Below are 14,181 nucleotides of genomic sequence, written 5' to 3' on the forward strand. Positions count from 1 at the left end.
TGACAGTCGCGGCGAAGAGTCTAGTGCCGTCTGACCGGCCCGGACATCCGCCCACGCTTGGCGAACATCCGGGCCAATCGGATCGGTCACACTGCCGTAACGGTCACCGTCACCTGGTCGCCGTCGCCGACCTCCCCGGTAAAGCCGGCACCGCGATCGATGAGGCCCGCGCTGAGATCGGCGAACTCCACTGCCGTGGCGAGCGTCTCACCCGCGACGAACTCCCGGTAGGCCTCGACCGCGGCCCGGACCCCGTCCGGCGCCGACAGCACCAGCGTGATCCGGTCGCTGACGTCGAGGTCGGCGTCCCGGCGGGCCTGCTGTACGACGCGGATCACGTCGCGGGCCAGGCCTTCGGCGGCCAGTTCCGGCGTGACGGCGGTGTCCAGCACCACGACACCGGCACCGGCCGGCAGCGGCGCGGAGTTGTCCACGTCGGCGGCGACCAGTTTCAGCTCGTACTCACCTTCGGCGAGGGTGACGCCGGCCGCGACCGGCGCGCCGTCGACGAGCTGCCAGTCACCCGACTTGACCGCCTTGATGACCTGCTGGACCTGCTTGCCGACCCGGGGGCCGAGGGCCCGCGGTACGACGGTCAGGACCTGCTGGCAGTACGCGGCGACGTCGTCGGTGAAGACCACGTCCTTGACGTTGACCTCGTCCTTGAGCAGGTCGCCGAGCCCGGTCAGGGAGCCGCCCCGGTCGGAGGCGACGGTCAGCGTGGCCAGCGGCAGCCGGACCCGCAGGCCCTTCGCCTTGCGCAGCGACAGGGCCGCCGAGGCGACGTCCCGGATGGCGTCCATGGAGGCGACGAGTTCGTGGTCGGCCGGGTACACGTCGGCGGACGGCCAGTCGGTCAGGTGCACCGAGCGGCCGCCGGTCAGGCCGCGCCAGATCTCCTCGGTGGTGAGCGGCGCGAGCGGCGCGACCACCCGGGTGAGGGTTTCCAGCACGGTGGCCAGGGTGTCGAAGGCGTCCTCGTCGCCGGCCCAGAAGCGGTCCCGGGAACGGCGCACGTACCAGTTGGTCAGTGCGTCGAGGTAGGACCGGACGCTGGCCGCGGCGCCGGAGATGTCGTAGTCGTCCATCTGAGTCTGGACCTGTGTGACCAGCTCGCCCGTCTTCGCGAGGACGTACCGGTCAAGCAGGTGTGTCGAGTCTGTCCGGAATTTCGCCTCGTAGCCCGAAGCATTGGCGTAAAGGCTGAAGAAGTACCAGACGTTCCACAGCGGCAGCAGCACCTGACGTACCGAATCCCGGATCGCCACCTCGGTGACCGGCATGTCACCACCCCGGAGAACGGGCGAGGACATCAGCATCCAGCGCATGGCGTCCGAACCATACGTATCGAAGACTCGGTAGACGTCGGGATAATTGCGCAAAGACTTGGACATCTTGCGACCGTCCTCGCCCAGCAGGATGCCGTGGCTCAGGCAGTTGCGGAACGCCGGCCTGTCGAACAGCGCGGTGGCCAGCACGTGCATGGTGTAGAACCAGCCGCGGGTCTGCCCGATGTACTCGACGATGAAGTCGCCCGGGTAGTGGTCCTCGAACCAGTCCTTGTTCTCGAACGGGTAGTGCACCTGGGCGAACGGCATCGACCCGGACTCGAACCAGCAGTCCAGCACCTCGGGCACCCGGCGCATCACGGATCTGCCGGTCGGGTCGTCCGGGTTGGGCCGGGTCAGCTCGTCGACGTACGGCCGGTGCAGGTCCGCCACGCGAACCCCGAAGTCGCGCTCCAGCTCCTCGTAGGAGCCGTAGACGTCGACCCGCGGGTACTGCGGGTCGTCGGACTTCCACACCGGGATGGGCGAGCCCCAGAACCGGTTGCGGGAGATCGACCAGTCGCGGGCGTTGGCCAGCCACTTGCCGAACGAGCCGTCCTTGATGTGCGCCGGCGTCCAGTTGATCTCCTGGTTCAGCTCGACCATCCGGTCCCGGAACTTCGTCACCGCGACGAACCAGGACGACACCGCCTTGTAGACGAGCGGGGTGTCGCAGCGCCAGCAGTGCGGGTACGAGTGGACGTACCCGTCGTGGCGCAGCACCACGCCACGCTCCTTCAGCGTGGCGATCACCGGCTTGTTGGCGTCGAAGACCTGCAGGCCCTGGTAGTCCGGGACGAGCGAGGTGAAGCGGGTGTGCTCGTCGACGGTCACCACGGTCGGGATGCCGGCCGCGTTGCAGGCGTTCTGGTCGTCCTCACCGAAGGCCGGGGCCATGTGGACGACTCCGGTGCCGTCCTCGGTGGTCACGAAGTCGGCGCCGAGCACCTGGAAGGCGTTCTCGCCGCCGGCCTCGACCAGGAAGTCGAACAGCGGGGTGTACCGCCGGCCGACCAGCTCGGACCCGAGGAGCGTGCCGACCTGCTCGTAGCCTTCGAGCTCCTTGGCGTAGGCAGCGAGCCGCGACGCGCCGAAGAGCACCTTCTGCCCGGACTCGTCCGCCATGACGGCGTATTCGATGTCCGGCCCGACCGCCAGCGCCAGGTTCGACGGCAGCGTCCACGGCGTGGTGGTCCAGACCGCGATGTCCTCACCGGAGTCCAGCCGGAACCGCACGGTCAGCGCCGGGTCGGTCCGGTCCCGGTAGACGTCGTCCATCCGGGTCTCGGTGTTGGACAGCGGGGTCTCACAGCGCCAGCAGTACGCCAGCACCCGGAAACCCTCGTACACCAGTCCCTTGTCATGCAGCGTCTTGAACGCCCACATGACCGATTCCATGTACGCCGGGTCCAGCGTCTTGTAGTCGTTCTCGAAGTCCACCCAGCGGGCCTGCCGGGTGACGTACTTCTCCCAGTCCTTGGTGTAGGCGAGCACCGACGCCCGGCAGGCCTCGTTGAACTTCTCGATGCCCAGGTCGACGATCTGTGCCTTGCTGGTGATGCCGAGCTGTTTCTCGGTCTCCACCTCGGCGGGCATGCCGTGGGTGTCCCAGCCGAACCGCCGCTCGACGTGCTTGCCACGCATCGTCTGGTAGCGCGGGACCAGGTCCTTCACGTACCCGGTGAAGAGGTGCCCGTAGTGCGGCAGCCCGTTGGCGAACGGCGGGCCGTCGTAGAAGACGTACTCGTTCGCGCCGTTGTCCCCGGCCGGGCGCTGTGCGACGGACGCCTCGAAGGTCTTGTCCGCGGCCCAGTGCTCCAGGACCGCACGCTCGACCCCGGGAAGATCAGGGCTTGCCGGTACGCCGGAGGCGCCGGAGTGTTTCGGATAGGCCATCTGGTAGTCCCCTCAAGCAGTTCACATCACGTGACTGCGAGGACGAGCCCTCAGGGGAGGACCCGCGGTACCACCTCGCTTGACGGTTCGTGGAGACCCGCCCGCTCATTCGCCGGATGATCTGCGCGGTCCGGTGTCCGCCCGGTTCTACTCAAGCTGTCGCTGGTTCTAGACAAGCTGTCGCTGGTTCTAAACAAGCTGTCGCTTTTTCTTCCGGAGGCTCCCCGGTGATGGCCGGTTCAAAGCCTGCGTGCGCACAACGATACCGGCCCGGTCGCGATTCCCTCGACCGCATTACCGGGCCGGCGTCGACAGCCGTCAGGCGCTCAGATCTTGGGGAACCAGAGGGCCAGCTCGCGCTCGGCGCTCTCCGGCGAGTCGGAGGCGTGCACCAGGTTCTCCCGGTTGGAGAGGGCCAGGTCGCCACGGATGGTGCCGGCCGCGGCCTTCCGCCCGTCGGTGGCGCCGATCATCGCCCGGACCACCTCGATCACCGAGTCACCGGAGAGGACCAGGGCGGCCAGCGGCCCACTGGTCATGAAGTCCTTCAGCGGCGGGTAGAAGGCCTTGTCCACGTGCTCCGCGTAGTGCGCGTCGGCGAGCGTGCCGTCCATCGTGCGCAACTCCAGCGCCTCGACCACCAGGCCCTTACCCTCGAAACGGGACAGAATCTCGCCGAGCAGGCCGCGGCGGACCGCGTCAGGCTTGATGAGGACGAGCGAACGTTCGGTGGTGCTGGACACGCAGTTCCTCCGTTGCAAGGGCAGGCCGACACGCGGTGTGTTCAGCCTATCGGTACCAGGATCGGGGCGAGCGGCGATGTCCGGACTGGCGCACTTTCGCGGATACACCGCCGGGTCATAACCTGACGGGAACTACCGGGAGGTCCACAGTGGCGAACCAGACCGGCCGGCCCATCGCCCCGGCACGCAGACTCGTGGCGAGCATCGTGGCCACGCTGGCGGTCTTCGTGATCGTTTTCGGTCTAGGCATGGCGAGCGTACCGGTCGCCATCTTCGGCCTCGTCGTCCTCGGCCTGGCCGTGGCCGTGGGCTTCATGAACGTGTCCCGCAGGGGCGGCCGGGCCACCGTCGCCGGCACCGCCGAGGTGAACGCGATCAGCCCGCCGCCGGCCGCCGGCGCCTACGGCCGCGCCACCATCGAGCTGGTCGTGGTCGCCCCCGGCCTGGGCGCCTTCGAGACGATGATCCGCGAGTCCCGGGTCCCGGTCGACAAGTGGCCGCAGCCCGGCACCACCGTGCCGATCACCGTCGACGTCGACGACACCCGCCGGGTGCGGGTCAACTGGCGGGACGCCCCGGCCCGGATGGAGGGCGGCGACCCACCGCCACCACCGCCGCCGGCCGCTCGCGCCGACTCCGGCGACCTGGACGACGAGCTGCTCGGCGGCGTGGACCCGGCCCCGTGGGAGGGCCGCCACGACTGGGACATGGACGGCGACGGCGTCTCCCCGGCCCGGGGCGGCACCACGACGACGTACGCCCGCCGCACCGCCGCACCGGTGGTGGTCCGGGACACACCCGCCGGAACCATAGTCGAGGGCCACGTGGTCGACACCGAGGAGGAGCCGCCGCCCCTGCCCCGCCGGGCCGGCAACGCCCACCGCTTCGACCAGCCGCCACCCGCCGACGACCTGTTCCCCCCGCCCACCACGGTCCCCGACGACCCCTATGCCACGCGGACCGCCACCACGGACGAGCCGGGCACCTCGCCCACCGCCGTTCCGAGTTCCGGCCGCACCTCCGGAACCGACGAGGAGTCGCTGACCACCCGCTCCACCGCAACCGTGGACGACGACACGTCCGGCGACGACCGCTACTCCCGGCACCCGGACCGCACCGCCACCTCCGACGACCTGCTCTCCGGCCCCGGCCAGGCCCGCCCGGCCAGCCCGGTCGAGTGGAGCGCGGTCCCCTCGGACTCCCCGTTCGTCGCTCCGGGCGACGACACCCGGAGCGGCGCGAGCCCTACCCGAGGCGACGCCCCGCCGTCCCGGAGCACCGCGTCTCCGGTCTCCCCAGCCCCGGTGACTCCGGTCTCCCCGGCGTCCGGCGGCCCGGCGACGTCACCGTCCGCCTTCTCCGGCCCGGCCCCACGCCCACCGGGTTCCCGCCCGAGCCCACGCCGACGATCAAACCCCGACACGCTTGCCGGTACGTCTCCCGTCAGCGCGCCCCCGGCCGACTCCTCTCCCGACCCCTCAGCAGGTCCACCCACCACGGCCACCGCGACAACGGCGACCACCGCCGGCAGCACGACGGCCACCGTCCCGCAGACGACGACGGCCCCGCCCACGACGGCGACCGCACCGCCCCAGCGCACTCCGGCCGATTCCCGCACCGCCTCCGACACCGACCCGGACGCGGCCATCGACCTGGACCTGGACGGCCCTCCGACCGCTCCACCGACCACTCCGCCTACCGCCGGAGCCTCCGCACCCCCCGTCCCGCCCGCCCGGTCCACGGCCGGTCCCACCGACAGCCCCGAGGCGACCAGCACGACGGATTCCCGCTCCACGGCCACCGAACCGCCGCGCCCCGCCTCCCCCGGCCCGGTCATCGTCACCCCGATGGGCTCCGCCCCCGCCACCCGGGACCACCCGGACACGCCCTCGACGGACGAGCCGAACGGCCCCCGCCGCACGCGTGCCGCTGACCCGGTGTCGCCGTCGCCCTCCGGCGGCACCCGGCCCACCGACCCGGTGTCGCCCGCGGCCGGCCGGCCCCGCTACATCGGGGAGATCCCGCCGCCGCCCCCGGTCCCGCGCCCGGCCGGTTCGCCGCTGCCTCCACCACCGCCGGCAGCCCGCCCAGGACATGCCGCACCGCCCCCACCGCCGGCAGCCCGTGCGGGGCATGCCGCACCGCCCCCACCGCCCGCACGCGCGTCCCGCCCGTCCACGCCTTCCCGGGGAGACACCACTCCCCCGTCTCGGGAGGAACAGGACCAGCAGGCATGGTCCCGACCGGCCGGGAGCGCACCGGTCCCGCCGCGGACACCATCACCCCAGCCCGCTCCGGCACCACGCGTGTCCCGCGAGGACGAGCGCTGGGCCGCACCGGTCGCCGAGCGGACGGCCCCGCCGCGATCCCCTCGCCCGGCGCCGACCCAGAACCGGGACGAACCGGAAACCTCGCCAGGCAGCCGGCCGTCACCCGGCGGCGGCGACGCGGATCCCGGCCGGACCACCGGCACCCCTGCCGCCGCCCAGCCCCCACTGACGACATCGCCGGTCGCTGAGCCGCCGCAGGACATCGCGACACCGCGAGCCACCGGGAAGTCCCGGAGCGCCGGGGCTCCTCCCGCCGCCGGGACATCGCCGGTGACCGAAGCCTCGGCCCCTGACGAAATCCCGTGGGCTCCGTCCGCCGGCCACTCCGCGACAGGAACGACGCCGGTCCCGCCGAATGTGGATGCCCGCCCGCTGGGCAGCCGCACCCGCTTCTTCATGCAGCCGGGCGAATCACCACAACCGGACGAAGAGCGGCAATCGGGCAGCCCTCAGCAATCAGCCGGGCCTCAGCGACCGGACACCTCCCGCCAAGAGGACGGCTTCCACCAAGAAGCCGCATCCCCGCGAAACGGCGAACCACGGCGAAACGGCGAATCCCGACAGAACGACGGACCCCGGCGGAGCGACGAACCCCGGCAGAATGACGGATCGCAGCCGGTGACCGGAACCTCCTCGGCCGGGCTGCCGGGCATCCGCCAGGAACCGACTCCATCGTCCGTGCGCCCCGAACCACAGCCGGACCGCACCCCGTCATCGACCCCGCACCCGGTCACGTCGCCACCGGCCGCCCCGGAGCCGGATCGCCCGTTCCCGAGCGCTCCGCCGCCGACCGCCCGGCGCGCCGGCGAACCCCGCCCGGTGCCCACCGGTCCCCGCCGGGCACCGGGCGATCCACGCCCCACACCGAACGCCCCCAGCCACGCCCCCGGCCCCGTCCAGGAGAGCCGAAGCGGACCGGGACCGGAGGGCATGATCCGACCGGGTTCGGAAGGCGCCTTCCGATCAGGCCCGGAAGGAATCCGGCCAGGCGTGGAAGGAATCCGGCCGGGCGCGGAAGGCCGGATCAAGCCCGCCCCGCACGTCCGGACCTGGACCACCCCCGGCGCCGCCTGGGCCGACGACGATGACAAGCCGCGACCCGACCAGATCGACATCCCGCTGGACCGGGACTTCCCGATCGGTGGCGATCTGCCGATCGTGGGCAACCCGGACCGTACCCCGGAAAGCAAGCCCCGGGCCGCCGCGGCCCGGGCGGAGGGGATCATCGCGCCGCCGGTCACTGAGCCGAAGCCGGTCACTGAGCCGAAGCCGGTCGCCAGGCCGAAGCCGGTCGCCAGGCCGGAACCGAAACCTGTCACGGATCCGGAGACGCCGCGCCCGTCGGCGCTGCGGGACGGCATCATCGGGGTGGCGGTGGGCCGGGCCGCGGTCTCCCCGGACGCGTTCGAGACCACCCACTTCGAGGACGCCGAGGACGACGGGAAGTCCGGCCCGTGGGGTGACTTCAGCCGCCGGCAGCCGGACGAGCACGCCGGCGACGTGATCACCGCGTACCCCAGTGCCCGGCCCGGCCCGGCCGGCGCGATCCACGGTGTCGGCATCACGGTGCTGGTCACCGAGCTGGAGCGGTCGACCCGGTTCTACCGGGACGTTCTCGGCTTCCACGAGATCGACAACGGGGACGGCAGCGCGGTGCTGGCGTCCGGCGACACTCGGCTGGTGTTGCGGACGGTGCACAATCCGACATCCGAGGCGGGCCGCCTGATCTACCTGAACCTGGAGGTCGGCGACATCGAGGCGGTGCACGCCGAACTGCGTGACAAGGGTGTCAAGTTCGTCCACTCGCCGAGGCCGGTGAACCGTGGCGACAAGCTGGAGTTGTGGTCGGCGACGTTCCGTGACCCGGACAACCACAACATCGCCATCACCCAGTGGCGGGCGATCCCCTGATCGAGAGGGCCCCGGGCGGCTCGATGGCCGCCCGGGGGTTCAGCCGAGGATGCTGCGCCGGACGTGCAGGGCGTACACCCAGGCCAGCCCGAAGATCACGCCGACCGCGGCGAGCGTCCAGTGCAGGAACCCGCCGAGGAGCAGGGCGACCTGGAGGACGGTTCCGGCGGTCCACGCCCAGTCGCGTTTCATCATCCCGGTGAGGACGGCCGCGATCACGGTCAGCATGAGGACCGCGATCATCGGCGGGCCGCTCTGGTCGCCGGCGAGTTTCTTCAGCGGCGCCAGCATGAGCAGGAGCACGATCACTTCGAATCCGAGGGTGGCCGCGCCCAGACCCCGTACGGCGGCGGCTGGGTTCTTGAGCCCGGAGGGTTTCGGTTCGGTCATCGTTTGAGCAGCTTCCGCGCGTCAGCGACGGTCACCACCGACCCGGTGATCAGCACGCCGACTCCGCTGAGTTCTCCGGAGGCGTCCTCTTCGGCCTGGACCACCGCTTCTTCGATGGCGTCCGGCATGGTGGCCGCGACGGTCACCCGGTCCTCACCGAACACCGCGATGGCGAGTCGGCCCAGCTCGTCGGCGGGCATCGCCCGGGGCGAGCTGTTCTGGGTGACGACGATCCGGGCGGCGACCGGTTCGAGCAGGTCGAGCAGCCCGGTCGCGTCCTTGTCGCCGAGCACCGACACGACGGCCACCAGGTGCCGGAAGCTGAACTCCTCTTCCAGCGCGGTGACGGTGGCGGCCATCCCGTGCGGGTTGTGCGCGCCGTCGAGCAGGATGGCGGGGGCGCTGCGGACGCGTTCGAGGCGGCCGGGCGAGTCGGTGGAGGCGAACCCTTCCCGGATCAGTTCGATGTCCAGCATCTTGCCGGGCCCGGCGCCGAGGAACGCTTCGACGGCGGCGAGCGCGAGCGCGGCGTTCTGCGCCTGGTGTGCGCCGAACAGCGGCAGGAACACCTCCTCGTAGACGCCGCCGAGGCCCTGCAGGACGAGCACCTGCCCGCCGACCGCCTGGGTCCGTTCGACGACCCCGAACTCGCTGCCCTCCCGGGCCAGGGTGGCGCCCATGTCGGCGCAGCGTTCCAGGATGGGCCGCATCGCCTCCTCGTTCTGGAGGGCGGTGACGACGGTGGCGCCGTGGTGGATGATGCCCACCTTGTGCCAGGCGATGTCCTCGATGGTGTCGCCGAGCCATTCGGTGTGGTCGAGCCCGATCGGGGTGAGCACGCAGACACCGGCGTCGATGACGTTGGTGGCGTCCTCCTCACCGCCGAGCCCGACTTCGACGACGGCGATGTCGACCGGGGCGTCGGCGAACGCGGCGTACGCCATGGCGGTCGTCATGTCGAAATAGGTGAGCGGTTCGGGGTTGCGCGCGTCGATCAGATCAGCCAACGGACCGATTTCCCGGTACGTCGTGACCAGCCGCTCCTCGGACACCGGCTCGCCGTCGAGGCTGATCCGTTCGCGAACCGTCTCCAGGTGCGGGCTGGTGTACCGGCCGGTGTGCAGCCCGTGCGCCCGCAACAGCGAGTCGATCATCCGGGCCGTGCTGGTCTTGCCGTTCGTACCGGTCAGGTGGATCGCCGGGTAGGCCCGCTGCGGGCTGCCCAGCACGTCCATCAGGTCCCGGATCTTCTGCATGTCGAAGACCATGCGGGTGAAGCCGCGCTCGTTCAGCGCGGCTTCCACCTCTTCGTATTCGCTGCTCATGAGGCGGGCAGTGCCTCGAGCGCGGCGGCGATCCGGACCAGGTCGGCCTCGGCGGTGGCCAGCCGGTCCTTGATCTTCGCGACCACGGCTTCCGGCGCCTTGCCGACGAAGGCCTCGTTGCCGAGTTTGGCCCGGCACTGGCCGGCCTCCTTCTCGGCGGCGGCCTGGTCCTTCTCCAGGCGGGCCCGTTCGGCCGCCACGTCGATGGCGCCACGGGTGTCCAGGTCGACGGTGATGCCACCGGTCACCGCGAGGGTGGCGGTGGTGGCGAAGTCGGCGCCGGGCGCGTCCAGCCGGGCCAGCGAACGGATCAGCGGCTCGTGCGCGCCGATGCCGACGTTGCCCAGGCCGGTGAGCGCGGCGGTGACCCGCTGACTCGGCTTGAGCCCCTGGTCGGAGCGGAACCGCCGGACCTCGGTGACCACCTTCTGCAGGGCGGCCAGCTCTTCTTCGGCGGCGTCGTCGACGAGCGCCTGGTCGACGGCCGGCCAGGCGGCCGTCATCACGGTCTGCCCGCCGGTGAGCGCGGTCCACAACTCCTCGGTGACGAACGGGATGACCGGGTGCAGCAGGCGCAGCAGCTGGTCGAGCACGTGCCCGAGGACCCGCTGGGTGGTCCGGCTGCCGGCGGCGAGCACCGGCTTGCTCAGCTCCAGGTACCAGTCGCAGACGTCGTCCCACGCGAAGTGGTAGAGGGCGTCACAGACCTTCGCATACTCGTACGCCGCGAAGTATCCGTCCACCTCGGCGGTCACGTGCTGGAGGCGGGACAGGATCCACTTGTCGATCGCCGACAGTTCGGACGCGGGCGGCAGGTCCCCGGCGGTGGTCGCCCCGTTCATCAGCGCGAAGCGGGTGGCGTTCCACAGCTTGTTGCAGAAGTTGCGGGAGCCCTGGCACCACTCCTCGCTGATCGGCACGTCGGAGCCGGGGTTGGCGCCGCGGGCCAGGGTGAAGCGGGTGGCGTCGGCGCCGTACCGCTCGATCCAGTCGAGCGGGTCGACCACGTTGCCGAACGACTTCGACATCTTCTTGCCGAACTGGTCGCGCACCATGCCGTGCAGGTTGACCACGTCGAACGGCTGCCTGCCGTCCATCGCGTACAGCCCGAACATCATCATCCGGGCGACCCAGAAGAACAGGATGTCGTAGCCGGTCACCAGCACGCTGGTCGGATAGAACTTCTCCAGCTCCGGGGTCTGCTCGGGCCAGCCCAGCGTGGAGAACGGCCACAGGCCGGAGGAGAACCAGGTGTCCAGCACGTCCTCGTCCTGGTGCCAGCCCTCGCCGGTGGGCGGCTGCTCGTCCGGGCCGACGCACACGATCTGGCCCTCGGGGCCGTACCACACCGGGATGCGGTGCCCCCACCACAGCTGACGCGAGATGCACCAGTCGTGCATGTTGTCGACCCAGGCGAAGTACCGCTTCGACAGCTCAGCCGGCTCGATCTTGACCCGGCCGTCGCGGACCGCGTCCCCGGCCGCCTTCGCCAGCGGTGCCGTGTTGACGAACCACTGCAGCGACAGCCGCGGCTCCACGGTCGTCTTGCACCGCGAGCAGTGACCCACCGAGTGCAGGTAGGGCCGCTTCTCGGCGACGATCCGGCCCTGCTCGCGCAGTGCCGCCACGATCGCCGGGCGGGCTTCGTACCGGTCCAGGCCCTGGAACGGCCCGGGCACCGTGATCACCGCACGCTCGTCCATGATCGCCGGGCTGGGCAGGTTGTGCCGCTGGCCGATCTCGAAGTCGTTCGGGTCGTGCGCCGGGGTCACCTTGACCGCGCCGGTGCCGAACGACGGGTCGACGTGCTCGTCCGCCACGATCGGGATGCGCCGGCCGGTCAGCGGCAGCTCCACCTCGGTGCCGATCAGGTGCTGGTACCGCTCGTCGTCGGGGTGCACGGCCACCGCGGTGTCGCCGAGCATCGTCTCGGCACGAGTGGTGGCGACGACGATCGAGTTCGCCCCGTCGCCGTACCGGATCGAGACCAGCTCACCCTCGTCCTCGGTGTGCTCCACCTCGATGTCGCTGAGCGCGGTCAGACAGCGCGGACACCAGTTGATGATCCGGTTGGCCCGGTAGATCAGGCCGTCGTCGTACATCTTCTTGAAGATCGTCTGCACCGCGCGGGACAGACCCTCGTCCATGGTGAACCGCTCACGGGACCAGTCGACGGAGTCACCCAGCCGCTTCATCTGGCCGAGGATCGCGCCGCCGGACTCGGCCTTCCACTCCCAGACCCGCTCGACGAACTTCTCCCGGCCCAGATCGTGCCGGGACAGCTGCTGTGCGGCGAGCTGCCGCTCCACCACGTTCTGCGTCGCGATGCCGGCGTGGTCCATGCCGGGCAGCCACAGCACCTCGAAGCCCTGCATCCGCTTGAGCCGGACCAGGGTGTCCTGGATGGTGTGGTCGAGGGCGTGACCCACGTGCAGCGAGCCGGTCACGTTGGGCGGCGGGATCACGATCGTGAACGGCGGCTTGTCACTCTTCGGGTCCGCGGTGAAGTAACCCTCCGATACCCACCGCTCGTACCGCCGCTGCTCTACCTCGCCCGGCTGGTACTGGGCGGAGAGGCCACCGGTGGGCCGGCTGTCGGGGGTACGGGGTTCGGTCTCATCGGTCACCCGACAAGTCTACGGATCCCGCCGCGTACCAACGAATTCGCACCACCCACGTGGCCCACCAGCCGGGCCCCACCGTCGGCCTGCCCTTTCGAACGCCCCTCGGCTCTTCCTCCACCCCGCCCGGCGCCCTCTTCACCCCACCCGGCTCGGGCCCTGCACCTCGCCCGCCTCCCACCCTCCGCGCCCCTCACCGTCCGCTCATCCGAGGACCCCGCGCCGCGCCCGCCTTCCCACTCTTCACACCGCTCACCTCCCCCTTCACCACATCCACCTCGGCTCGGAAACGCCGTCCGGCCAGATCGAACGGCCTGGCGGCAGCGAGATAGGCTCACCTGATGTCGGATCGTGGCCAGCAGACTCCTCACTCCACCGACCCGGCCCCAGGCCAGGACCGGGGCCAGGACGAGCCCTCGCCCGCCACCGAGCCCTCCCCCGCCGGCAGCGAATCCCCGTCTGGCACCGGTGATTCCCGGTCTGGCAGCAGCGAGCCCTCGCCTTCCGTCAGCGAGCCCTCGCCTGCCACCAGCCTTGACGGGCCTGCCGAGCCACAGGTCGACGCCGGCCCCGGTCAGCCGCATTTCGGTGCCGGCGCCGGTCAGCCCGCCGAGGTCCCGTTCGAGATCACCGCGGACGACGGCGACACCGCGTTCCGGATCTCCGATGCGCCGAGTGACGAGCCCGCTGAGCCGGCTCCGAACCGTAAGGCCCGCACCGTGGTCCTCGGCTCCCTGCTGGCGGTGGCGCTGGCCGGTCTGGGCACGGTCGGCTGGTTCGGCTACCAGGTGAATTCCCAGCGCCACACCAACCTGGCCACGCCCGCCACGATCGGCCCGCTCACCTTGGACGACAGCGAGCAGGCCACCGCCACCTCCGACTATCTGCAGACGGCCCTGTCCGCGGAGATCAGCATGGACAAGTCGGTCGGTGGGGTCTACACGAGCCCCGACGAGCGCACTGTCCTGTTCTTCGGCGGAACCACCCTGCTGTGGTCCCCCGGCAGCGACCTGGACTCGGCGTTCGACTTGGTCAGCGACGACGAGAGCGGCGTGTCCGGCCTCAAGGAGGTGGACGCCGGCGATTTCGGCGGCACGATGAAATGCGGCGTGGCCAAATCCGCCGACGGCGACCTGACGGTCTGCGGCTGGGCGGACCACGGAAGCCTGGCCCTGGCGATGTTCGCCGACCGCACGGAGGCCGAGGCCGCACCGCTGATGCGCGAGTTGCGGTCAGCGATCCAAACAAGAAGCTGATTGCGGTACGCCCCACAAAAGCCCCTGCGCCGCACACCGAATCCCGCCGCACACCGAATCCCGCCGCGCACCCACCAGAAGCCTTCCGCCGGGGTCCTCACAATGCCGGGGTCATCAACAGCCCCGGCCCGGACCACAGTCCGCCGGCCGCATATCCAGAAGACGCCGACAGCGCATTCTCTGGAAATGCAGAAAGGCCCACCCGATAACCCGGGTGGGCCTTTCCACAAGTTGAGTCCGGCGGCGTCCTACTCTCCCACACCCTCCCGAGTGCAGTACCATCGGCGCTGGAGGGCTTAGCTACCGGGTTCGGAATGTAACCGGGCGTTTCCCCTCCGCTATGACCACCGAAACAGCCATCAGCAGAACAAACCAGCAACC

At 70.7% G+C, this 14,181-nt stretch carries 6 protein-coding genes, 1 rRNA gene and 1 pseudogene; 2 read left to right on the top strand and 6 right to left on the bottom strand.

The features are described from left to right. Positions 1-86 precede the first annotated feature (86 nt). Positions 87-3,224, bottom strand: a complete 3,138-nt coding sequence (gene ileS, locus ACQ0O7_RS12800) for an isoleucine--tRNA ligase (RefSeq protein ID WP_430782236.1) — start codon at positions 3,222-3,224, stop codon at positions 87-89. 326 nt (positions 3,225-3,550) lie between these two features. Next, positions 3,551-3,967 (bottom strand): nucleoside-diphosphate kinase, encoded by a 417-nt coding sequence (ndk, locus tag ACQ0O7_RS12805; protein ID WP_430782237.1) that lies wholly within the window; start codon positions 3,965-3,967, stop codon positions 3,551-3,553. Between the two features lie 3,857 nt (positions 3,968-7,824). Here ndk and ACQ0O7_RS12810 point away from each other — a divergent pair. After that, positions 7,825-8,208: pseudogene (locus ACQ0O7_RS12810) on the top strand (VOC family protein); the annotation flags it as partial. Positions 8,209-8,247: 39 nt separating this feature from the next. Here ACQ0O7_RS12810 and ACQ0O7_RS12815 read toward each other — a convergent pair. Genes ACQ0O7_RS12815 through ACQ0O7_RS12825 form a run of 3 tightly spaced genes read right to left on the bottom strand, consistent with a single transcriptional unit; the run spans position 8,248 to position 12,550 of the window. Then, positions 8,248-8,598 carry a DUF4233 domain-containing protein gene (locus ACQ0O7_RS12815; RefSeq protein ID WP_430782238.1) on the bottom strand — a complete coding sequence of 117 codons (351 nt, stop codon included), beginning with the start codon at positions 8,596-8,598 and terminating at the stop codon, positions 8,248-8,250. Next, positions 8,595-9,923 (bottom strand): bifunctional folylpolyglutamate synthase/dihydrofolate synthase, encoded by a 1,329-nt coding sequence (locus ACQ0O7_RS12820; protein ID WP_430782239.1) that lies wholly within the window; start codon positions 9,921-9,923, stop codon positions 8,595-8,597. The genes ACQ0O7_RS12815 and ACQ0O7_RS12820 overlap by 4 nt, the downstream gene beginning before the upstream one ends. Next, a complete protein-coding gene (locus ACQ0O7_RS12825; RefSeq protein WP_430782240.1) occupies positions 9,920-12,550 on the bottom strand; it encodes a valine--tRNA ligase in 2,631 nt (876 codons plus the stop codon). The genes ACQ0O7_RS12820 and ACQ0O7_RS12825 overlap by 4 nt, the downstream gene beginning before the upstream one ends. Before the next feature lie 335 nt (positions 12,551-12,885). Between ACQ0O7_RS12825 and ACQ0O7_RS12830 the strand changes: the two genes are divergently transcribed. Next, a complete protein-coding gene (locus ACQ0O7_RS12830) occupies positions 12,886-13,800 on the top strand; it encodes a hypothetical protein (RefSeq protein WP_430782241.1) in 915 nt (304 codons plus the stop codon). Between the two features lie 235 nt (positions 13,801-14,035). Here ACQ0O7_RS12830 and rrf read toward each other — a convergent pair. Then, positions 14,036-14,152, bottom strand: a 5S ribosomal RNA gene (gene rrf / locus ACQ0O7_RS12835). Positions 14,153-14,181: the final 29 nt, after the last annotated feature.

The sequence above is a fragment of the Actinoplanes sp. G11-F43 genome, assembly GCF_050589265.1.
In the GTDB taxonomy this organism is placed as follows: Bacteria; Actinomycetota; Actinomycetes; order Mycobacteriales; family Micromonosporaceae; genus Actinoplanes.